The 21,574-nt window shown below is 44.6% G+C and carries 27 protein-coding genes; 14 read left to right on the top strand and 13 right to left on the bottom strand.

The window, feature by feature from the left end:
• Positions 1–29: 29 nt before the first annotated feature.
• The 3 genes from H6F63_RS05520 to H6F63_RS05530 all read right to left on the bottom strand — a co-directional run bounded on the left by H6F63_RS05520 (position 30) and on the right by H6F63_RS05530 (position 1,755).
• Entirely contained in the window at positions 30–830 is an 801-nt protein-coding gene (locus H6F63_RS05520) for a glutathione S-transferase family protein (protein ID WP_190635538.1), read from the bottom strand.
• Between the two features lie 344 nt (positions 831–1,174).
• Positions 1,175–1,444 carry a GlsB/YeaQ/YmgE family stress response membrane protein gene (locus H6F63_RS05525; protein WP_190420405.1) on the bottom strand — a complete coding sequence of 90 codons (270 nt, stop codon included), beginning with the start codon at positions 1,442–1,444 and terminating at the stop codon, positions 1,175–1,177.
• Between the two features lie 41 nt (positions 1,445–1,485).
• Positions 1,486–1,755 (bottom strand): GlsB/YeaQ/YmgE family stress response membrane protein, encoded by a 270-nt coding sequence (locus H6F63_RS05530; protein ID WP_190420405.1) that lies wholly within the window; start codon positions 1,753–1,755, stop codon positions 1,486–1,488.
• Positions 1,756–2,417: 662 nt separating this feature from the next.
• Here H6F63_RS05530 and H6F63_RS05535 point away from each other — a divergent pair.
• The gene (locus H6F63_RS05535) at positions 2,418–3,047 is read left to right on the top strand and encodes a fasciclin domain-containing protein (protein ID WP_190635540.1); all 630 of its coding nucleotides are present in this window, start codon (positions 2,418–2,420) and stop codon (positions 3,045–3,047) included.
• 172 nt (positions 3,048–3,219) lie between these two features.
• A complete protein-coding gene (locus H6F63_RS05540) occupies positions 3,220–3,822 on the top strand; it encodes a hypothetical protein (RefSeq protein WP_199297711.1) in 603 nt (200 codons plus the stop codon).
• Between the two features lie 23 nt (positions 3,823–3,845).
• Here H6F63_RS05540 and H6F63_RS05545 read toward each other — a convergent pair whose 3' ends face one another.
• Positions 3,846–4,331, bottom strand: a complete 486-nt coding sequence (locus H6F63_RS05545) for a gluconokinase, GntK/IdnK-type (RefSeq protein WP_190635542.1) — start codon at positions 4,329–4,331, stop codon at positions 3,846–3,848.
• 145 nt (positions 4,332–4,476) lie between these two features.
• On the opposite strand from H6F63_RS05545, the gene H6F63_RS05550 reads away from it, so the two are divergent.
• Positions 4,477–4,797, top strand: a complete 321-nt coding sequence (locus tag H6F63_RS05550; protein WP_190635544.1) for a hypothetical protein — start codon at positions 4,477–4,479, stop codon at positions 4,795–4,797.
• Positions 4,794–5,162: an aspartyl protease gene (locus H6F63_RS05555; protein WP_190635546.1), complete on the top strand. Its 369-nt coding sequence runs from the start codon at positions 4,794–4,796 to the stop codon at positions 5,160–5,162. Before H6F63_RS05550 ends, H6F63_RS05555 begins: the two co-directional genes overlap by 4 nt.
• Before the next feature lie 15 nt (positions 5,163–5,177).
• Here H6F63_RS05555 and H6F63_RS05560 read toward each other — a convergent pair whose 3' ends face one another.
• Both H6F63_RS05560 and H6F63_RS05565 read right to left on the bottom strand, forming a co-directional pair.
• Positions 5,178–6,731, bottom strand: coding sequence for an NAD(P)H-hydrate dehydratase (locus H6F63_RS05560; RefSeq protein WP_277876349.1), 1,554 nt, complete (start codon positions 6,729–6,731; stop codon positions 5,178–5,180).
• Positions 6,732–6,819: 88 nt separating this feature from the next.
• Positions 6,820–7,614, bottom strand: a complete 795-nt coding sequence (locus H6F63_RS05565) for a hypothetical protein (protein WP_190635548.1) — start codon at positions 7,612–7,614, stop codon at positions 6,820–6,822.
• A 196-nt stretch (positions 7,615–7,810) separates the two neighbouring features.
• Between H6F63_RS05565 and mnmA the strand changes: the two genes are divergently transcribed.
• The 6 genes from mnmA (at position 7,811) to H6F63_RS05595 (ending at position 15,448) form a co-directional block, all read left to right on the top strand.
• The gene (gene mnmA / locus H6F63_RS05570; RefSeq protein ID WP_190635550.1) at positions 7,811–8,866 is read left to right on the top strand and encodes a tRNA 2-thiouridine(34) synthase MnmA; all 1,056 of its coding nucleotides are present in this window, start codon (positions 7,811–7,813) and stop codon (positions 8,864–8,866) included.
• A 60-nt stretch (positions 8,867–8,926) separates the two neighbouring features.
• Complete coding sequence (locus H6F63_RS05575; RefSeq protein ID WP_190635552.1) at positions 8,927–9,538, top strand: hypothetical protein; 612 nt, start codon at positions 8,927–8,929, stop codon at positions 9,536–9,538.
• The gene (locus H6F63_RS05580) at positions 9,519–10,574 is read left to right on the top strand and encodes a DUF6745 domain-containing protein (protein WP_190635554.1); all 1,056 of its coding nucleotides are present in this window, start codon (positions 9,519–9,521) and stop codon (positions 10,572–10,574) included. The genes H6F63_RS05575 and H6F63_RS05580 overlap by 20 nt, the downstream gene beginning before the upstream one ends.
• A gap of 160 nt (positions 10,575–10,734) precedes the next feature.
• Positions 10,735–11,934, top strand: coding sequence for a sulfate adenylyltransferase (sat, locus tag H6F63_RS05585; RefSeq protein WP_190635556.1), 1,200 nt, complete (start codon positions 10,735–10,737; stop codon positions 11,932–11,934).
• Between the two features lie 106 nt (positions 11,935–12,040).
• Positions 12,041–14,371 carry a caspase family protein gene (locus tag H6F63_RS05590; RefSeq protein WP_199297713.1) on the top strand — a complete coding sequence of 777 codons (2,331 nt, stop codon included), beginning with the start codon at positions 12,041–12,043 and terminating at the stop codon, positions 14,369–14,371.
• A 144-nt stretch (positions 14,372–14,515) separates the two neighbouring features.
• Positions 14,516–15,448: a hypothetical protein gene (locus H6F63_RS05595; protein ID WP_190635558.1), complete on the top strand. Its 933-nt coding sequence runs from the start codon at positions 14,516–14,518 to the stop codon at positions 15,446–15,448.
• A 282-nt stretch (positions 15,449–15,730) separates the two neighbouring features.
• On the opposite strand, the gene H6F63_RS05600 is transcribed toward H6F63_RS05595, so the two are convergent.
• The gene (locus H6F63_RS05600; RefSeq protein ID WP_190420385.1) at positions 15,731–16,603 is read right to left on the bottom strand and encodes an S-methyl-5'-thioadenosine phosphorylase; all 873 of its coding nucleotides are present in this window, start codon (positions 16,601–16,603) and stop codon (positions 15,731–15,733) included.
• 213 nt (positions 16,604–16,816) lie between these two features.
• Between H6F63_RS05600 and H6F63_RS05605 the strand changes: the two genes are divergently transcribed.
• A complete protein-coding gene (locus H6F63_RS05605; protein WP_190443783.1) occupies positions 16,817–17,023 on the top strand; it encodes a hypothetical protein in 207 nt (68 codons plus the stop codon).
• A 319-nt stretch (positions 17,024–17,342) separates the two neighbouring features.
• On the opposite strand, the gene H6F63_RS05610 is transcribed toward H6F63_RS05605, so the two are convergent.
• Positions 17,343–18,578 carry a family 10 glycosylhydrolase gene (locus H6F63_RS05610; protein WP_190635560.1) on the bottom strand — a complete coding sequence of 412 codons (1,236 nt, stop codon included), beginning with the start codon at positions 18,576–18,578 and terminating at the stop codon, positions 17,343–17,345.
• Here H6F63_RS05610 and H6F63_RS05615 point away from each other — a divergent pair.
• The gene (locus H6F63_RS05615; RefSeq protein ID WP_190420666.1) at positions 18,517–18,675 is read left to right on the top strand and encodes a hypothetical protein; all 159 of its coding nucleotides are present in this window, start codon (positions 18,517–18,519) and stop codon (positions 18,673–18,675) included. The genes H6F63_RS05610 and H6F63_RS05615 overlap by 62 nt on opposite strands.
• An 86-nt stretch (positions 18,676–18,761) precedes the next feature.
• On the opposite strand, the gene H6F63_RS05620 is transcribed toward H6F63_RS05615, so the two are convergent.
• From H6F63_RS05620 to H6F63_RS30390, 3 genes are all read right to left on the bottom strand, one after another.
• Positions 18,762–18,899, bottom strand: a complete 138-nt coding sequence (locus tag H6F63_RS05620; protein ID WP_190459897.1) for a hypothetical protein — start codon at positions 18,897–18,899, stop codon at positions 18,762–18,764.
• A gap of 105 nt (positions 18,900–19,004) precedes the next feature.
• On the bottom strand, positions 19,005–19,583 hold the full coding sequence (locus tag H6F63_RS05625) for a Uma2 family endonuclease (protein ID WP_190635562.1): 579 nt from the start codon (positions 19,581–19,583) through the stop codon (positions 19,005–19,007).
• A 76-nt stretch (positions 19,584–19,659) separates the two neighbouring features.
• Positions 19,660–19,788: a hypothetical protein gene (locus H6F63_RS30390; RefSeq protein ID WP_277876350.1), complete on the bottom strand. Its 129-nt coding sequence runs from the start codon at positions 19,786–19,788 to the stop codon at positions 19,660–19,662.
• Positions 19,789–19,966: 178 nt separating this feature from the next.
• On the opposite strand from H6F63_RS30390, the gene H6F63_RS05630 reads away from it, so the two are divergent.
• Together H6F63_RS05630 and H6F63_RS05635 are read left to right on the top strand one after the other, a co-directional pair.
• Entirely contained in the window at positions 19,967–20,386 is a 420-nt protein-coding gene (locus H6F63_RS05630; RefSeq protein WP_190635564.1) for an element excision factor XisH family protein, read from the top strand.
• Entirely contained in the window at positions 20,371–20,697 is a 327-nt protein-coding gene (locus H6F63_RS05635) for an element excision factor XisI family protein (protein ID WP_190635567.1), read from the top strand. The genes H6F63_RS05630 and H6F63_RS05635 overlap by 16 nt, the downstream gene beginning before the upstream one ends.
• Before the next feature lie 154 nt (positions 20,698–20,851).
• On the opposite strand, the gene H6F63_RS05640 is transcribed toward H6F63_RS05635, so the two are convergent.
• Together H6F63_RS05640 and H6F63_RS05645 are read right to left on the bottom strand one after the other, a co-directional pair.
• A complete protein-coding gene (locus H6F63_RS05640) occupies positions 20,852–21,010 on the bottom strand; it encodes a hypothetical protein (protein ID WP_190635569.1) in 159 nt (52 codons plus the stop codon).
• A 43-nt stretch (positions 21,011–21,053) separates the two neighbouring features.
• Positions 21,054–21,320 (bottom strand): hypothetical protein, encoded by a 267-nt coding sequence (locus tag H6F63_RS05645; protein WP_190635571.1) that lies wholly within the window; start codon positions 21,318–21,320, stop codon positions 21,054–21,056.
• Between the last annotated feature and the right edge of the window lie 254 nt (positions 21,321–21,574).

The following is a 21,574-nucleotide window of genomic DNA, read 5'->3' on the forward strand; positions in this document are numbered from 1 at the left end:
GATAATAGCGATCGCTATCCTAGGATCTTCTAATCAATTTCAATCGCTGTCGGTGTCGATCCGGTTGCACCTGCGGTGGTGTTGGCGCTTAAGGGTTTGCGATAATCTGCATATAAGCGATCGCGCCAGTTGAAAAATGTTTCGTAGGCGACATTTTCCGCAAATCCGGGGATTCCTTTACCTTTGAGGGTTTCGGGAAGGTCGAGATAAGGCCCTTCGGGGAATTTGATTAGCATACTCAGTCCCGCGACAGCAAAATCTGCCAGTGTTGGGTAGTCGCCGACCAGGTAAGGACTTTCCGTTAGGATCAGGTTGATGGCTTCCAGGTTTTGTCTGAGGTCAGTTGTTGCTGATTGTACGGCCTCTGGGCCGTAGCCGACACCTAAGCCGAGGATATTCAGCACTTCACTCGGTACTGCACCGACGAGAGTTTTGACCACATCGGGCGTGTTGCTGGGTAAAATCGAGGTGCGGAAATTCTGATTTTGGGTAATTGCACCAAACAATACTTTACGACTTTTCAGACCAATTGATTCATCTGCCCAGTCTTCTAAAGCCAAGCATAAGCCTTTTTGTTTGGGGTCAACTGGAATTAGGGGTCGGTCTGGATATTGTCGGTCGAGGTACATAGCGATCGCTGTAGAATCAGCTATTACCGTATTTCCATCTTTCAGCACTGGTACTTGTCTTTGACCAGACATCCGGAACAGTTCCACTTGTCCCACTCCGGGTGTTACTTCTATTTTGCGGTAGGGTAGCCCTTTGTAATCCAATATCAGCCTTACTTTTTCGGAGTAGTGGGATAGTTCAAATTGGTATAATTCCAGCATTTTGTCTTTCCTGCAAGTTTTTCAGAACCGAGAGACGCGATCGCGTCTTTGGTCAATTTAACGCTTTTAGCCTACCGCAGTTGTCCTTTTTTCGCTTAAAATCAGAACGCCAAGCTGCAATTCTTTTAATTCTTAATTTTACTTTGCTTGCCGATACTATTACTAAATAATGTTTTAATAAAGTATTTTAAATCCCACAATTCTATTTTATCCCATTATTTTTATATCTAAATTATTGTTTTTGTAAATATAGCGGTTTATATTACAATTTTAACGAATATAATAAAAGTCCCCTAGCTTCAAGCTAGGGGACTTTTATTATATGTAACAAAACAAAGTTTTTATTAAGCACTCTGACGGGTAAGTAGACCCCACAGAAATAGTAGAACCAGTGCGCCCAAGACTGCAAAGGCGATGCTAGGAATAGTTAGCGCTCCATAGGCTGCGCCTCCCGACGTACCGAAGAACATACTTCCTAAATAGCCACCAACTAACGCGCCCAAAATACCTAAACCCATTGTTGCGAAAATACCGCCGCCTTGATGACCGGGATAGATGGCTTTAGCAATAGCGCCAGCAATTAAACCTAAAACAATCCAAGCAATAATTCCCATTTTTCAACTCCGTGGTTATTAACGTTTCAAAAAGTTTATTATTAAGCACTCTGACGGGTAAGTAGACCCCACAGAAATAGTAGAACCAGTGCGCCCAAGACTGCAAAGGCAATGCTAGGAATAGTTAGCGCTCCATAGGCTGCGCCTCCCGATGTACCGAAGAACATACTTCCTAAATAGCCACCAACTAACGCGCCCAAAATACCTAAACCCATTGTTGCGAAAATACCGCCGCCTTGATGACCGGGATAGATGGCTTTAGCAATAGCGCCAGCAATTAAACCTAAAACAATCCAAGCAATAATTCCCATTTTTCAACTCCGTCGTTAATAATGTTTTATTTTTTTCTTTTGTTATTCTCAGAATATCAACTGCGGTATCTTGGTACCCTCTATCAGAGGTTATAACCAAAAGGCATAGAATTTTAAAGTATAAATTCATATTTTTGGCTGTAAAAAATAGTTTTTACAGCTTGCTATCTTAAGTTGATGAAATTTTGGCTGACAAGGAAGGTGTCAACCTGTAGGACGGTTGCTGATGAGATGACAATCGTCCTACTTCCTCAGATGGAAAAGGTAGCGATCGCTGTTTAATCGCTCCAAATTAGGGATTGCTAGAGGTGAAATCAAAAAGAAAAAGTCTAGAGTCCCAAGTATGAAATATTTCCTATTTCAGCTAACTTTACCCGCAAGCCTAACTTTAGGCTTTCTTCTGGAGTATATCTAAAGGAATATTATCAACTTGGCAACAGCTAGATTAAGAGCGAGTTTATCCGAAGGTTTTTAAGGCTTATAACCTTTATCAGTCACACCTTTTTTCAACTTCAGATCCCCAAATTTCTCCTATTTTGGGTTGCTTCAACTGTAGGGACAGCAGCGGGAAGCTCATCCTAAAGACAGATGTAAAGAAGTGCAACAAAAAGTGAAGTTAGTTTAAGTCAGTAGACTCCTAGCTTTCAGGAAAATCTTCAGCAATGAATAATCAGAATCGTAAAAATTTGATTCAACCGCTGGCTAGCCTAGTAGCAGCTGTAAGTGCTAGTGTGCTAATGGGTTTGCCAGCCATTGCCCAGGAGAAGCCCAAACCCCAAACCCCAACTAATATCAGCCAGCCTAGCAACAGTAGCGATCGCAAGGCTCCGAGGGATACAAATGCGGCACCATCTCCTAAAGAAGGAGCAACATCTCAGAACGGTAACGTAGTTTCTGTAGCTTCTCAAAATGGTTCATTCAAGGTTCTCACTGCTGCCCTAAAAGCCGCAGGTTTGACTGACACCCTATCACAAGCTGGCCCCTTCACAGTTTTTGCGCCAACAGATGCAGCCTTTGCTGCTTTACCTCCCGGTACTGTGGAAGAGTTGCTAAAGCCAGAGAATAAAGCTTTATTAACTAAAATATTGACTTACCACGTCCTTCCGGGTAAAGTGACATCCACTCAGTTGAGTTCTGGTTCCGTTGCTACTGTAGAAGGCAGTTCGGTGAAGGTGAAGAAAGGAACTGATGGCGTGATGGTGAATAACGCCAAAGTTGTCCAACCTGACATTCAAGCCACCAACGGCGTTATCCATGTGATTGATAAGGTAATTGTGCCAGTTGGAGAGTAACTTTTCGGCATAAGAAACTAATCGAGAGACAAAACCCTGTTCAGAGAAATTGAACGGGGTTTTGTGTTTCTTGTTGTCAACAACAGCTTACGCTTGGAAATTCAAGATAAATTAGAATAAAATCGACAAAAATATGGAGCTTTATGCTTCATAGGCGTTGAGGAGTGGGGAAATGGGGCATTTTATGGGTTTGCTTTTGGAATTAGAAGCCGCTGTAGAAGGTAAAAGGAAGAAGGTAAAAAAAAGCCTTTTTTATTTGCTAGTTTTAAGTTTTTACTTTTTAGTTCCCGTAGCTGATTCGGCTTCTGGTAGAGTAGGCATTAGCTTTGGCAAGCCAGTATCAGCTCAGGCAGCATACGGAAGTTACGTAGGTGTTGGTGCTACGGTGGGGATTAATGAAAACGATTTCGGAGAAGGTCGCCAAGCGGGAGGGGTGATTGCTGTACGCTATAAACTGCTGCAAGCTCCTATTTCTCTAAGAGCGCAAGCTTTGATTGGTGCTAGTCCTGCGGTTGTGTCAACGATTTCTTATGATGTCCCGCTTAATTGGCAAACTGATGCTTACTTGGGGGCGGGTGTTGCTTTTGGCAGTGGAAATAGAACACCTTCACCTGTAGGAGATAAAACCAGTTTTGCTTTACAGCCTGGGATTGATTACGTTATTCCTAATAGCAATACAGTGCTTTTTGGCAACGCGATTATTGCTTTTGATGCCTACCGCGACGGTGGCGGAACCGCTGTCTCGGTGCAGGGCGGTGTAGGGTTGAGATTTTAGATTTCGGATTTTGGATGAGGAATCTAAAGTTCAAGATGCCTCTGAATTTGCTGCACAATTGCGTCTGGCGACCCAGAAACATCTACTGTGATGCCTTTTTGTGGCTCCTCTAGGGTGTCAAACTGGCTTTGCAAGAGCTTTTTGGTCATAAAGTGGTTTTGGCGTGACCCTAGCCGCTGCGCGATCGCTTCAAAGCTTCCCTTTAGGTAGACTAGCTCCATTTGTTCGGGGTCTCGCCACAGTGCTTGACGATAGGATTCTTTCAGGGCAGAACACGCTAGAACTACGTTTTTATCTTCTTGTAGCCATTGGTCGATGGCTTGTTGCATTGTTTGCAGCCAAGGCATTCTGTCGGTATCGGTGAGGGGAACGCCTTGGCTCATCTTTTCAATATTAGTTGGCGAGTGGAAGGAGTCAGCATCGCTGAAATCCCAGTTCAGTTCTTTTGCCAACAATTCAGCGACGGTTGATTTGCCGCTGCCAGAAACACCCATTACGATAATAACCACTTTTTTATTACTACTCGCTTTCAGTTATTTTAAAATGCGATCGCTTTCATAAATATGTCAATTTTAAATAATACAATTTACGCGATCGCGCTACATTACCTCAAGATATAATATTAAAGTTTACACCACTAACCTAATTGTAATAATGAGCCAGAAAACCCATAGGCGAGTGCCACGCGGCAGCCGAATTTTCCCCGACCGCGCACTACTTTCTCCAGAAGAGATAGCTAGACGCGAGGCTGAGAATGAAGCATTTGGCAAGCGGTGTCGAGAGATTTTTAACCGAGTTTACCCGGAATTAATCGCGGATCATTACGACTGGTTCATACATATTGAGCCAGAAAGCGGAGACTATTTCATTGACCCCGATGAAGAACTCAGTTTTCAAAAAGCCAAGCAGAAGCACCCTACAGCAGTGCTGATGGCAATGCGTTTGAATGAAACTGGAACTTGCGGCAGAATATGATCCAAGGCTATTTTGGCGACAAAGGTGAGCTATTTTTTGAGATTGACTTAATCGCCGATGATGGTTTATTAGTTACAGTTAATGCGTTGCTAGACACTGGATTTACTGACTGGTTGGTAATGGATCTCCAAGATGTGGAGAGTTTGGGATGGCCATTTGTCAAGAAAGAGCAAATGCAGACAGCAAGGGGAGAAGCAACGTTTAATCTTTATCGAGGAACTGTTGTTATGGAGGGTCAAGAAGTTACTATTCCCGTCTTAGGCGCTGAAGAAATTACCGAGGTTTTGATAGGTTTGCAGTGGCTAGGAAATCGGCGGTTAGTAGTAGATAGAAAAGCAGATTTACTGACGTTAGGAGAAGATTGAGGAGAAAGCGATCGCTTATTCAACTCCTTCACGCACTACTGCCATCAAATACTGTGTCAAAGTATACGCATCGACTCCCAACTCAGTTCGCTCCTGGGAAGCCAAAATTCCCGCTTGAGCGTGCCACCAAGCCGCACTTTGCACCACCTCTTCTAGAGGCAACGCCTTTGAGGATGCCGCTGCCACAAGTCCACCCATTAACCCAGTTAAAACATCCCCGCTACCACCACGGGCTAATGCTGGTGTGCTTTTCGGCACAATCGATACTGAACCAGAAGGATTAGCGATTGCAGTCCTCGCCCCCTTCAAGAGGATCGTAGCACCACTGAGTTTAGATGCCTCGCGCACCACCTGCACTCGGTCTTTCGTCGGATCGCCTAAATCGGGGAACAGACGCTTAAACTCACCGCCATGAGGCGTTAAAACCGTTGTAGCTTGACGCTTAGATAATGTTGGGATGGTTCCCAATTCAGCCAGGATATTCAAACCATCGGCATCGAGAACCAGAGGGCGATCGGTTGCTAACACTTTTTCAACTACTGACGTGGCATCTTTTGTTACACCGGGGCCACACGCGATCGCGCTAAATGAAGCAAGTTCGATATCTGGTAAGGATGCGATCGCGCCCGTTTCTGTCTCCGGACAACCAATAATCAGCGCTTCCGGCAACTGTGCCAACAGTAACGGTTTCAGGTATTCCGGCACCGCAATTGAAAGCATCCCAACACCACTAGCTCTCGCTCCCAAACCGGATAGAATTGCGCCTCCACCATACTTGTGAGAACCGCAAATCAGCAGCAGATGTCCTTGTTTATACTTGTGAGTCACTGGGGGGCGGGGTATGGGAAGATAAGCGATCGCAGCAGTTTTTGTCACGCGCTTCAATTTCGGTGCTCCCAAAACTCCCCAGATATCAGCAAGTGGAATATCAAAATCTATCAGTTCAGCAGTCCCAACATATTCCAACGCCTGATCCTGCAAAAAAGCAAGTTTCCACAAACCCAAGCAAAACGTGCGAGTCGCACGAACCGCTGTACCCAAAACCTCGCCAGTATCCGTATGCAAACCCGAAGGCAAATCAATACTAATTACAAGTTTCGACCACTCATTTAACTGATTAATAGCAGAAGCAATGGGGCCTTCTAACGCTCTTTCCAACCCAAACCCAAACAAACCATCAATTATTAAATCGCAGTCTTGCAATTGCTCAATTTGCTCATAACAAAGAATGCCCAAACTATCCGCATACTGGGCGTGTTGCGAAGTCAATTCCTTTAACTTAGAAATCGGACGATAAACAACAACCTCATAACCCTGAAAGTGCAACTCGCGGGCAACCACCAACGCATCGCCCCCATTGTGGCCTGGCCCCACCAACACGCCAACACGCCGCGTTTTGGTGGAAGGATAAAGTCCTTGAATTCGAGATGCAATTAACTTTGCCACCTTTTCCATCAAAGCCGCCACAGGCATTCCCGCCGCAAATATGCGCCCTTCAATTTCGCGCATTTGTTGGGCAGCCACCACAATTTGCTCAATTTGTTCTTGCCGTTTTTTCGCCTGTACCAAGGTGAGTTTCCTTTCAGCTATTAGTCACGAAGTAATTGGTAATTGGTAAGATAATTTTCCCAGTCCCCAATCCCCAGTCCCTATTTATTTATCTTCCAAAATAAACCCGCGCATCCATACCATTAGAACGCAGAAAGCTAGTCCAACGCTCTGCTTCTGATTGTTCTGCAAAAGGGCCAATTGCAACGTGCGGCCCTCGCGGTGACTTTCTTTGAGCAACAGCATTCTCTGGGAAGCCCAACCGAATCATTTGGGCGGCAATATCGGGTAAATATTCCTTACTTCCCGGAACAACCACGAAATAGGCTACGCCATCAATTTCGTTACCTCTTTCTACAGGACGAGAATCGACATCATCACCAGAATAAGTATCAACTTGCGCCATAATGCCCCATTCTTCCAAAGCTTGAACACGCTGCTGGGCATTAGATTCATCAGAAAATACTCCCGCTTGGATCATGCCCCCGCCTTGCCGCACAAAAGCTTCCGGTTCTATCCTGCGGACTTGCGCTAACAGCAGGGGACTATCGCCGTTGATGTAAACCCCATATAGCTGAGAAGTTCTACCTTCTCTTAAGAAATTCTCATCTCTATTTCTGTTGCGCGTCCTTGGCGGTGGTGCTTGAAAGTCAAATTCACGTCTACCAGCAGGATTTGGTGAGAGTGATGGTAAACGATCTTGAGGAGCTGCTGGCTCAACATTTGGCGATGGCGGTAAGCCAGGAATCACATCCGGTGGTCTAGGGAGGGGTCTTGCCGAAGCTGGCGTAGATGCCACGAACCAACATCCACCCCAAAAGAGGCAAGCTAGGAGGCGTAGGAGGAAAGAAGGTTTACTTTTTCTCTCGCGACTGGTTTCTAGATTATGGTGATCGCTACTCATTTCCAATCAGCCCTCCTGATCATCTTTCAGAAATTGTGGCGGCAAAATTTGTAGTAAATTTACCACAATTAGTCATTGTTCTGTAGCACCGGCGGGACACCTGTGTCAGTAATCCTTTGCTAATAACTAATGACTAACAACCAAAATGTTACTCTAGAGAAAAAACTGATAATTCAGTCATTCAAATTTTCGTTCCATGAACAAAGTCGTCGTTGGTCTCTCCGGAGGAGTTGATAGTTCCGTCGCAGCCGCAACCCTGCACCATCAGGGCTACGAAGTTGTTGGCCTTACCCTTTGGCTAATGAAGGGTAAAGGTCAATGCTGCTCTGAAGGGATGGTCGATGCGGCTTCAATTTGCGAACAGTTGGGCGTTCCTCATCACATTGTTGATAGTCGGGATGTTTTCCAGACAAATATTGTCGATTACTTAGTTGCGGGATACGAATCGGGTATCACGCCGTTGCCATGTTCTCAGTGCAACAAAGCGGTAAAATTTGGCCCAATGCTGCGCTATGCCCGTGAAGAGTTGCGAATTGACCGCATTGCTACGGGTCATTATGCGCGGATCAGTTATGATGCGGAAACTGGACTTTACCAGCTGCGTCGGGCTGTAGATTCGTCTAAGGATCAGTCGTACTTTTTGTATGATTTGACACAAGATTTGCTCTCTGGAACAATGTTTCCGCTGGGAGAAATGCTGAAGACAGAAACCCGACGAATTGCCGCAGAATTTAACTTGACGACTGCTGATAAGCCGGAAAGTATGGATTTGTGTTTGGTGGAAGCCAACGGTTCCATGCAAGCGTTTCTGGATAAGTTCATTCCCCAGAAAGAAGGCGATATTGTTGACCAGTCGGGCAAGGTGTTGGGACAGCATACAGGTATCCATCACTACACGATTGGACAGCGTAAGGGTCTGGGAATTGCGGCGGCGGAACCGTTGTATGTGGTGGCGTTGGATGCGGTGCGGAATCGGGTTATTGTAGGCGATCGCGCTAGCACTCACAAGCCTGAATGCACCGCAGCGCGGTTAAACTGGGTTTCTATCCCAGAACCAACCAGTCCAATCCGTGCCGAAGTGCAAGTCCGCTATCGTTCCAAGGCTGAACCAGTCAGCGTAATCCCCCTAGAAGATTCGCGCATTAAGCTTGTTTTCGATGAACCTCAGTTCGGAATTACCCCTGGACAAGCTGCGGTTTTGTACGATGGAGATATCGTACTCGGCGGCGGAATTATCGAAAGGTTTGAGTAAACGGTAATAAGGTATAAGATAGAGGCAAAAGTAAAGTCTTTTGCCTCTTTTTTTATAACTATGGCTTATAGTGACTTCACCCTAAGCGAACTTAAAAAACTATTTAGTTTAACGATTAACGAAACAGTAGATTTATTTGCGGCTGTTCCTCCGGTAGAATGTAGCGAACATTTAGCTTTTACACTTAAAGAGAATCTTCCTTTAGCTACTGCTATTAATACTGAGAAAGCTCGTTCTGAAATGATTATAGCCCCTATCCTGATTGAAGTTAGGAGACGCTTAAATTATCAAGTTAGTTTATTTTCAGGTGTGGATTTTAATGTAGATACGGCAAGAGGATTAAATGGGATCTGTGATTTTCTAGTTAGCCGTTCCTCAGAACAGCTTTTTATTAGCGCTCCAGTCCTTACTATTGTAGAAGCGAAAAATGAAAATATTAAGGCTGGATTGGGGCAATGCGTAGCTGAAATGATAGCAGCACAGTTGTTTAATGAACGAGAGGGGAATGAAATTATAACCCTTTATGGAACTGTAACAACCGGAACTATTTGGAAATTTTTGAAATTAGAAGGGCAAGTAGTTTCTATTGACTTGACTGAATACTTCATAGGGAATGCCAATAAAATTTTAGGGGTTTTATTATCTGCCTACCATGATGTCACAGAAAATTGAACAACTCACGCCTGAACAAGAAGCTTTGATTCCGGTTTATTGGGAAAAGTGGAAGCGAATTATCTTCTCTACTGAACCAATTAACTGTCAAAAAGCTACGGCAGTAGTAAAAGCCGCCTACAACGCAATTGATTTAGAAGAGCCTAAGATTCTTTTTTTTGATAGTCCTTATCTAGCTTGGAAACATATATTATTGAATACATACCTTCATGAATATATTGAAATAATAGACTTATTAGAAAGTAAATTAATAAAACCAATATCGATAAACTTAGCTAATGAAATAAGGCATAATTTATTAAGGGAAACCAGCCCAAATTTTTGGTCATTAATAACAATAGAATCGCATATTGTTGAAGCGGTAAATCATAAAACAATAAATTTACTTGAAAAAGAAGAATCGATTTTTTATAACAATTATGTTCCTAAGGGTTCTGAGAATTTTTATAGTAATATAGGTAGACTAGACTATTTCATTTCAGTTCTAGGGTGTAGTTGTCATCAAGACAGATGGCAAGTTCTTCAGCAGCTAATCAAAAATTGTGGTTGGATTTTTCCATTTGAAGAAGTTTGCTATGTGTGCGATCGCCCTCGCGTCCTCTCCTTTGACAACGAGCAACGCCTACACGCAGAAGGCACACCAGCAATTCAATTTGCTGATGGTTTCAGTGTCTATGCTTACCACGGTGTGGAATTACCTGAAAAGTACGGTGTACTGCACCCGAATCAATGGCACGCACAATGGCTTTTAGAAGAGGATAACGCCGAATTGAGGCGAGTTTTAATCCAAGGAATTGGTTACAGTCGAATTTGCCAAGAGTTGCAAGCGACTGAATTAGACTTTTGGCAGGAATACACTCTATTAAAAATAGATAATGATGTCGATGTAGAGCCAATTTATTTATTAAAAATGACTTGTCCCAGCACTGGATTTATTCATGCTTTGCGAGTACCTCCTGATGTTAAGTCAGCGCGTGAGGCGATTCGTTGGGTGAATTGGGGAATCGATCCAGAGAAATTTTCAGTGCAAACTTGAAGAACCTCTCCTAAAAGGAGAGGGAACAAGAAAAATATTTGTAGCTGGAAGAAACTCCGGCTCCCCCTTCCCTACTAGGGAAGGGGAGGGGGGCTAGGTTTCTTATCTCCCGGCTCTATATCTTGGTAGGATAATTTGGCAGCTAAATTTACAATTCGATATGAGCCTAGCACCTCACGGCGGTCAGCTAATTAATCGCATCGCTACACCGGAACAAAAACAAGAATTTCTCGATAAAGCCGACTATTTGCCCAGAGTGCAACTAGACGAAAGGGCGACATCGGATTTAGAACTGATTGCCATTGGGGGATTTAGCCCACTAACTGGCTTTATGGAACAAGCCGACTACGATCGCGTAGTGATGGAAATGCGCCTTGCCAATGGTCTCCCGTGGTCAATTCCCGTCACGCTTTCGGTGGACGAGTCGGTAGCCGCAAATCTCAAAGAAGGCGGTTTGGTGCGTCTGGACGACCCGACTGGGCGCTTTGTCGGCGTTCTGGAACTAACGCAGAAATATCGCTATGACAAAACCCGCGAGGGGGTCAATGTTTATCGCACCGATGATGAAAAGCACCCAGGCGTTAAGGTTGTTTACAAGCAAGGAGAAATTCATCTTGCAGGATCAGTTTGGCTGTTGCAACGCGCTCCTCATCCTTTATTCCCAAATTACCAAATAGATCCCGTCCAGTCTCGCGCCATGTTCAAGGAAAAGGGCTGGAAAACGATTGTCGGCTTCCAGACTCGCAACCCCATCCACAGGGCGCACGAATATATCCAGAAGTGTGCTTTAGAAACTGTAGATGGCTTGTTTTTGCATCCCTTGGTGGGAGTCACTAAAGACGATGACATCTCAGCAGAGATTCGGATGCGCTGCTACGAGATTATTCTGGAACACTACTATCCTCTAGACCGGGTAATTTTGGCAATTAATCCATCTGCGATGCGCTACGCTGGCCCCAGAGAGGCGATTTTCCATGCCCTAATTCGCAAAAATTACGGCTGTACTCACTTCATCGTTGGACGCGACCATGCGGGTGTCGGCGATTACTACGGAACTTACGATGCTCAGCACATTTTTGATGAGTTTGAACCGGGTGAGTTGGGCATCACGCCGATGAAGTTTGAACACGCCTTCTACTGTACGCGCACTCAGACTATGGCGACGACGAAGACAAGCCCCAGCGCTCCCGGTGAACGCATTCACCTGTCGGGGACGAAGGTACGAGAAATGTTGCGGCGCGGTGAATTGCCACCACCAGAGTTTTCGCGCCCAGAAGTTGCAGCAGAATTGGCAAGGGCGATGCAGGTTCCAGAGGAAGCAAAAAAATATGAGATTGCAAGTTTAAAATTTGAGATTTGAGATTGGAGATTGGAGGCTGCTTAAATTTGAAATCTTCAATTTGCAATTATCTGTATTCCCTAGACCCTGATAGGCTATAGCTGATGGCTCATAGCTAATAGCTGATATGGGATTGAAGCGGCGGAGTTTTCTGCAACGAGCGGGAATGGCGCTTTTGGCGCTGGGCGTAAGTGAAACGGCGCTATCTCTTCTACTGGGGGATCAAAGCCTAGCGGTGCCTCTGCTGGATCGCTATTATCAAGCGCTGGCACAACCGAATGGGCGAAAGTTGGCGCTACTTGTAGGAATTAACCAGTACCCCCATACCACGGAGACGAAAGTAGCGTCTCTTTTCGGTTGCGTGACAGATGTGGAACTGCAACGGGAACTTTTGATTCACAGGTTTGGCTTTCACCCCAGCGATATTTTGACGCTGACGGATGCTCAGGCAACGCGGGGAAATATTGAAACTGCTTTCCTTGAGCATTTGACAGCTCAAGCTTCATCAGGTGATGTGGTGCTGTTTCACTTCAGCGGCTACGGTAGCCGCGTGGGAAGGATGAAAGATGAAGATGATTCTTTAATCCAAAATCCCAAATCTAGAATCCAAAATTCCTTAGTGCCAGTGGATGGCGTTTTGTCAACCAAAGGAACAGTAGGGAATGATTTGTTGGAAGAGACGCTGTTTTTGCTGTTGCGATCGCTTGCCACTGACCAAGTGACAACTGTACTCGATACCAGTTACAGTGACGGCGATACCGTCCTCCAAGGCAACCTGCGGATTCGCACTTGCCCGGAAACGGTGTTAGCGCAGCAAGCCAGCGACGAGGAACTAGCTTTTCAAGAAGAATTGCGATCGCGTCTCAAGTTTTCGCCAGAAGCACTCAACAAGCTGCTATCCGGCGAAATGCCTGGAATTGTTCTGGCGGCAGCTGGCCCTAATCAGCCAGCAACTGAGGCGCGTTGGGGCGGTTTTAGCGCCGGATTATTCACCTACGCCCTAACTCAACATCTCTGGCAAGCAACCTCACCCACGACGGTTCAGGTTAGCTTCAATCGGGCTGCTGGAGTTGTCGAACAACTGGTAGGTAAAGAGCAACAGCCCCAGCTAATGGGCCAAAAAAGTAACGAGCAATATGCGCTTGCCTATAATTTGACGCCTGAAATCGGTATTGGTGCGGATGGTGTGATTACGGCCGTAGAAGAAGGCGGCAAATTCTTACACTTGTGGCTGGCAGGATTACCAGCACCCATTTGGGAATATTACGGAGTAAATTCTCTGTTCGTGGTTAACAGCAATCAACTATCAACTGCGAACAAGGAACAACCTGTACAAGTGCAAATTCGTTTTAAGGAGGGTTTGACTGCCAAGGCGCGAGTTGTTTCTGGGTCAGAAACATCTAATTTGCAAGTCGGGCAACTGGTACAAGAATCCATCCGCGTATTGCCCCGAAATATCGGCTTGACTGTGGCTCTAGATGCCAAACTAGAACGAATTGAGCGCGTAGATGCAACCAGTGCCTTTGCCAATGTTAGTTCTGTCTCATCGGTTGTCACAGCAGGCGAACAACCCGCAGATTATTTGTTTGGCAAAGTGGAGACTACCGACTCGGCGGGTAGCTATGCACTATTTTCTCCCGGCCGGGATCTGATTTTCAACACAGCTGGAGAACCGACTGAAGCGGTAAAAATAGCTGTTAATCGTTTAACCCCGAAACTGAAAACGCTTCTGGCGGCTAAGTTATGGCGTTTGACGGCAAATGAAGGGTCTTCTCGTCTCCCAATTGCGGCGACGTTGGAAATGGTTTCTCCTACAGAACAGGTGCTGCTGCAACGAGAAACTTTGCGGAGGACGCAGGAAACTAATCTTGATTCAATCAATACCCAAAATTCAAAACTTTCCGCCCTTGCAGGCATCCCCACTTTACCAATTGGTAGCCGCGTCCAGTACCGAATTCAAAACTATAGCGATCGCCCGATTTATTTCATACTACTCGGCATCGATAGCAGCGGCTCTGGCATCGCCTATTATCCCCCGTCATCCACTCCAGAGTCCCTGGAAAGCAACCCGACGGCAGCAGCAACCGCTGCCCTACAAGATGTTTTTATTCCGGCAGGGGCAACTCTGACGGTGCCACAACCTCAATCGTTGGAATGGGCGATCGCAGGCCCGGCAGGGCTTGCGGAAATTCATCTGTTCGCCAGTCGCGCACCCTTTACCCAAACCCTTGCTGCCATGTCCTCTGGGCGGCGTTCCCAGCGCGAAGGAGTGTCCGAATTGTTTAACCCGCTAGTCGTGGCGCGGGCCTTGCTGCAAGATTTACATCAAGCTAGTGCGTTACTTAAGCAAAACGCGATCGCGTCTGTGTCTGGAGAAAATATTGGTATATCCTCTGACAGCTATGCTTTAGATGTCAATGCCTGGGCAACTCTCAGCTTTGTTTATCAAGTAGGTTGAATCAAATTAAAGATGCCTAATTAAACTTCCATTTTAATTAGGCATCTTTAATTACTGTATAGGTGGGGATTGCACGAATTTTCCTAGTACCTGATAGTTTTGGCACAGGCTGGGAATACTTAGATTAAAGCTAAGAGTATTCTCATGAAGATCAATAAGCAAGTTGCCCTAGCGCTTTCCTGCCTTTTTCTATCTGCTGCTGCTGCCGTTGCCCAACCTCAGCCTGCTGCCACAACCCTATCGGTTCAGGAACAGCAGGAAGTAGAACGATTGCGGCTTGAGCTGGAAATACGCGATCGCGTACAATCGGAAGTTGACCGCGCCTTTAGCCGCACCACAACTTTACTCAATACTTTACTATTTATATTAACTTTGTTTCCGATTGTGGCAGCTGTCGGCGTTTTTTTCCTACGTCGCAGTGTTATTAACCAAATAGTTTCTGAAACCCAAAATCAATTAGAGCAAATTCGAGAAAAATTTGCCACCCAACTAGAGGAACAAGTAACTGCTAACTTAAAAAATCTAACTGACAATACCCAAGCAGAATATGACAGTCTTCTGCAACTAAACAACCTAATTTCAGAAGCTCAAGCTGTATTAGGAGAACTTAAAGAACAGAAAATTATTGTATCTCAAGAATTTGAAACACTAAGGTACAACCATTATTATGAGCCACAAATTGAAACCATAAACTCTGAGGAGCAGAATTACCTTTCGGAATTTACTTTAGATGCTCAATCTGATTTAGCAGTGCCAATTCAAGAATTGGATGCCAATGCTAACCAAATTTTAAATGCCAATGATTATTTAATCCAAGGAAATGCTTATTTTTCTGAAGGTCGTTATCTAGAGGCGAATCAATCTTATAACGCCGCTGTTAAGATTGAAGCAAACTTTTCTGAAGCTCGGTATAACAATTCTCGTTGTTATGCGGTGCAATACCGGGTAAATTTAGCAATAGGTAATCTACAATGGGCAATTGATATTGAGCCTAATTATAAAGAAATGGCAAAAGCTGACTCTGCTTTTGATGCGATTCGCTCCGATGCTCAATTTAAGAAGTTGATCAGTGAATAAGTTCTTCTAGGCTAGTCACTATTTTATTTTCTTAGTCCAAGCAGGCGGGCTAAGTTTCGTCTAGTCGCGACTTTAGCTGTCCTTGGCTTTTCATTCTTGAAATTGTGGTTTTTTTTATGAACCAGGAAGACACCAAGAATGCAAAGAGAAGATAGAAGTTAAGAATAAATGTAGGTTAGATTTTAAGGGTTCAAAACCTAACCTACATTTACTATTTTATTTTCTTAGCCCGCGCAGGGGGCTAAGTTTTGTCTAGCCGTGTCTTTAGTCCCTCTTACATCTTTACAAATACTTTTTCAACAGCAACTCCATCTTCTCCTTAGTTTCCGCCGGAACATTATCCAGGCGAGTTAAAATTGCATACTTCAAAGCAGAATGAGCATCAGAAACTGGAGGATTTTCACTCAGACGGCGGACAGTTTCTTGAATTACTTTTTGAGCATTCGCTGCATTGCGTTGCAAATTAGCAATCACCATTTCTACGGTTACGCTATCGTGATCTGGGTGCCAACAATCGTAATCTGTAACTAAGGCTAAAGTTGCATAGGCAATTTCAGCTTCTCTAGCTAACTTCGCCTCCGGTAAATTTGTCATCCCAATAATTGTCGCGCCCCAACTACGGTAAAGATGGGATTCAGCTTTAGTAGAAAACGCTGGCCCTTCCATGCAGACATACGTACCGCCGCGATGGAGGGTGACATCTGGTAAATTTAAGGATGCGATCGCATCCGCTACAACAAGAGCCAATTTATTACACACCGGATCGGCAAAAGCAATGTGCGCTACAATTCCTTCCCCGAAAAAAGTGGAAACTCGATTTTTTGTCCTGTCAATAAATTGATCCGGTACTACCATGTCCAAAGGTTTAGCTTCTTCCTTCAAGGAACCAACAGCGGAAGCAGAAATCAGATATTCGACCCCTAGCTGCTTCATGGCGTGGATATTGGCTCGAAATGGCAACTCAGACGGCAAAAGCGTGTGATTTCGACCGTGACGGGCCAGGAAAGCCACTCGCGTTTCATCTAAAGTTCCCAATATCAACGCATCAGAGGGAAAGCCAAAAGGTGTAGAGATTTGCACCTCTTCCACATCCTTGAGCGCTTCCATTTTGTAAAGACCACTGCCACCTATAATCCCAATACGAGCCTGAGCCATTGTTTTTGCCTTCTTGCTGCAACGCCAAGCTATTTTACCGGGAAATTACTGACTTTATTCAAACTCCGCGTTATTTGTCAATGATGGGAATCACGGATTTTTCAGGAAAATATTACAGCCTTTCTAGGACTGCGATCTGCCACATTTGTAAAGAAATATTGCATACTTAAATTATACTGAGTTTCAATTTATACAAAAATATCTACCCCTAGAATGATGATATCCCAACGCTCTCTACCTAAAGTATCAGTAGAACAAATTGTTGAGCGCATTTTCGCCTTTCGGCAGATTACGCGCACTGACCAACGGTTACTGATGTCCGCATTTTTATCAAAAAAATGCTACAACGAAACCGATCGTTTGCAAATTAATCGCGTGTTTGATGCCCTGCAAAGAGGATTAATTAAGGTTACGGATTAAGAATCTATTCCTTATTAATCCACCATATACAGAAATTGCTGTAGGTTCACCAACACCAGCTATGGTGTTATGGTACCGCTTTAGCATCATACAGTTAAAAAGCATTACAAGATATTAGAGATGGCATTGAGTCAGTTAAATTGGCCAAAATCTACCTCAGCGCCGTCACTTTGATAAAGATGAACAAAGCGGGAAAAACTCATGTAGCGATCGCGCTCCTATCTGCGTGTGTGATGACAGCTTGTTGAAAGTTGTAAGCATTTCTCCCAGCGCAGGCTCCCTTGTCTACTTATTTCAGCAAATCTATTATATTCTTACCCTATTTACTCGTTGGAGTTAACTTCTTGACAAGAGCAGCAGTCTCTTCTGGTTTTCCAGAGGAGGGAAACACTAAAATACTCTTGATTTTGGGGTTATTAACCAATGCTTGTAAACGAGACAACTGCTTATCTGAAATAGCTACTCCCGCATAATTTTCCGCATAATCTAGCTCTTGGGTAAAATTCGCATCGTTATAAATTTGAATGAAAGCTCGATCCACATTCCAATTTTCCCAATCAGCTGCAAAATAACGTTTACCCCAATAAGGATTATGATGGCAAAGGTCGAAACTAACCCTTGGGTTAGCTTTCTTTATGTCACCTCTCATTTGCCGCACAAACTTAGTTAAATGCGCCGTGCGATCAACTTTGCCTGGTAATTCAGCATGATAACCTAGGTAATCATCCCACTGAACTGCATCGATGGTTGGATACTTTTTGACGAACTCTACTGAGATTGTTCTGAATAAATTAGCAACCTCTGGAATCTCCACATCCAGTACATAATGCTCGATGCCAGCGTAGGTTTTATCGACCCCAGGAACAATCCATCGTTTAGAAATTGCTAAATCAAAAATTGGGCTATTTTTATCAATTTTAATCCCCTTTTCAAAATAGGCGTGAACTTGCATTCCCTGCTTGTGCGCCTCATCAATCAACCAATCTAACCATTGCTCTTGAAATTGGTTAGGACAGCTTTTGTATCCGAATGTTTGCTGCATGACATTGCTGTTGTACATCGTGCAACCATTCCCCCACACCCCATGAATAATGGTATTTATTCCTTGAGCGCGATAATAACGAACTCGTTCGCGAATCATTTTTTCGCTAGCATTATTAGTCGCCTGATACCGACTCAAATAAATTCCTCTTATTTCCTTTTTCTCCCAAGAATTTTGAGGTGATGGTAATTTCTTGGGGGTTACGGGTAATGCTGCAACTTGTGGCTTGGTTGTTGGTGTCGCAATCGGAATCGCTTTCGGAAGAGGAGGATTGGCGGTTGGTGTCGCAGTCGGAATCGCTTTCGGAAGGGGAGAATTGGCAACAGGTATGCCCTGGCTAGGCGCAGAAGTCAAAATAGGAGCGGTTGGTTGTTGATTATTAGGCAAAAATTTACTGATATCTAGTTTATCTAGATGCCTAAAGCCCCAATAACCAACACCTAACAAAACGATGATTAATGAAAATGGAATACTCGCACATCCACATCCATTGTTTTCTTTTTTAGGTGGCATGGCAACAAAGCATGATTGTTTAACGATGCAGCAACTTTCTTTACTCGACTGGGGCTTGCCTGTATTAACGGATACTCTTGAAGTACAGGAGGAATAATTTAGGGCTTAAGTGATACATCAAGCTACTTCACTTTGCGATCGCTTAATTCCGCATAGCCTTAAAAAATGGTGCATGAAGCGTAACTATCCTGTCGGGAATCGCATCCCGACAGGATAGCTAAAAGCGATCGCCCGAATAGCAGTTACAGCAGCAGATTGAGGCGTGGCAAGTGTTACTGGAAAAGTTGGGAGGGATTGACGGTGAAAAAGCGATCGCTTCACGCTTCTCCTTTCCTGATACCTAGTCGCCCTCTCATTGGAGGTCGTGGTAGTTTCTCGAATCGTTATGAGAAGCGCCTCTGCTAAAAGTCCTGACTTTGTATCGCCCTAAATCTCTCGACGGAACGCTCTAATCGCTTCTCCAGCGTCAGTCTCCGCCATCAAGATGCAGCGTTTCAATAAATCAAGATCCAGGTCATTGAGTCCGGGTAGCTGGCTGCGATCGATGGGTTCATAACTACCATCTTGAAGGTGATACAGCTTGAGCGATCCATCTTCCCAAAACCAAACTTCTAATACACCCAAAGCTTTGTAGCGTTCTAACTTGCTAATGCCTCCACTGGTAAAGACCACTTCAATCGACAAATCGGGAATCGACTTCACACTCCCAATGCAGTATGACTCATCCGCCTGAACCGAGACAACGCCTTCTTTTTCCTGAGTCATTGCTCCTGTAGGCTTGAAGAAGATTCCCTGTTCAACCAGAAAGGTAGTCACTAAGTAAAAAATGACGCGAGCAAAGGCTTCGTGGTCTTGTCCTGGCATAAGAATCTCGATCGTCCCGTCATAGTAAAACAGCCGCATCCCAGGAGAACCATCAAAGCCCTTCTGGATGAACTTGAACTGTTCCCAAGTTCCATGATGGACAATGCGTTGATCGGTTGTTTTGTCAAGTAGTGGGGGCATCGCGTTCACTTCTGGCGATGGTCGATTTTATTGTATCTTCTGGTTGGAGAGGTTATCGTGTCAGGCGCGATCACACTCATGAGGCTTTCATGCGATCGCATCCAACAATTACAGCAGCAGACTGAGGCCTGGTAAGCAATGCGGTCAAAGTTGGGAGGGAATCAATGAGCGATCGCTTCTCCTGATGACAAGGTATGAGCAGCATCAGCTGAGGTTGTTGGTCGTTGTGTCCCAGGTGTGGGAAGAGGGTTTAGATTACGGCTTTGTGGCAGGATAAGCGTTGTTATCAGTGTCAGTTGCTTTTTGTGGGAATGGCCACCTATCAGAAAGCTATTTGACCAAAGTATTTTCATGCGTAAAATTGAATAAAATGATTAATACTAATGTCTAGACGAGATGATTTACATTTTTCTCTGCGTCGTACCCTAGAAAAGGATGGTTGGACAATTACTGATGCTCCGTTAGTTTTGCTGTTAGAGAGAACATTGCTAAAAGCCGATCTTGGAGCCGAAAAGTTTTTTAGTGCAGAGAAAGAAAACCGTAAAATTGCAGTTGAAGTAAAAGACTTTGATACTCCTTCGGTGATTAGTGAACTAGAAAAAACGATGGGGCAGCTTCAGCTTTATCAGTGGGCTTTAGAAGAACAAGAACCAGATCGTCAGCTTTTTTTGGCTGTGAGCCAGTCTGTCTACTTAAAGCATTTTCAGAAACCAATTTTTCAGATGGCCATTAGACGGAATAAAATCAATCTACTGATTTATGAGCCTATAGATGAGGTCATTATCCAATGGATCGCTCACTAACCTATCCTGAAATTTTGACACAAGTATTACGGAAGGCATCAGCTGCACAACCCCGATTACAGACAATTCAAATTCGTGCCGTGTGCGATACTGAGTCAGGGCAGTTTCTAATTATTGCAACAGGTTGGGAGAAAAGTGTTTGGCTTAATACAATCTTGTTCCATGCTCGGCTCTTCGATGGCAAGGTTGTTATTGAGGATGATAATTTTGAGGAGGGAATGACTGAAGCATTAATTAAAGCAGGAATTGCAGCAGAGGATATCGTGACGGGGCTTTCTCAAGAACAGCGACAGCTGACTCTACATCGTTAAGCACTCACATTCTTACTGTTTGCAACCATCCAAATAATTGGGATGAGAAACAAGGTTGAAACGTGAGAAGCGATGCGATCGCACTCATGAGGCTTTCATGCGATCGCCCGAACAGCAATTACATCAGCAGATTGAGGCGTGGTAAGCGATGCGGTCAAAGTTGGGAGGGAATGAATGAGCGATCGCACTCCATAAGCAAAAGGCGATCGCATCCAACAATTACAGCAGCAGATTGAGGCGTGGCAAGCGTTACTGGAAAAGTTGGGAGGGAATGAATGAGCGATCGCACTCCATAAGCAAAAGGCGATCGCATCCAACAATTACAGCAGCAGATTTAGGTGTGACAAGCGATGCGGTCAAAGTTGGCAGGGAATGAATGAGCGATCGCACTCCATAAGCAAAAAGCGATCGCATCCAACAATTACAGCAGCAGATTGAGGCGTGACAAGCGATGCGGTCAAAGTTGGCAGGGAATGAATGAGCGATCGCACTCCATAAGCAAAAAGCGATCGCATCCAACAATTACAGCAGCAGATTGAGGTGTGACAAGCGATGCGGTCAAAGTTGGCAGGGAATGAATGAGCGATCGCACTCATGAGGCAAAAGGCGATCGCATCCAACAATTACAGCAGCAGATTGAGGTGTGACAAGCGATGCGGTCAAAGTTGGGAGGGAGTGAATGAGCAATTGTCTCACGCCGAGTTACCCTGTCAGAGAATAAAATCGCAGTTTAAGTCAAGGGCAAGGTATGAGCAGCCTGTCGTTTCTCGGAATGCAAAGTGCTTCGTTCATTACGGCACCATCCGTGGACAAAAATCACGTCTCCTAGCGAAAGGGTTTATCACAACTAGCGATTTCGATTAAGTCATTGAAGTTG

The sequence above is a fragment of the Trichocoleus sp. FACHB-40 genome (genome assembly GCF_014695915.1).
In the GTDB taxonomy this organism is placed as follows: domain Bacteria; phylum Cyanobacteriota; class Cyanobacteriia; order Cyanobacteriales; family FACHB-T130; genus Funiculus; species Funiculus sociatus.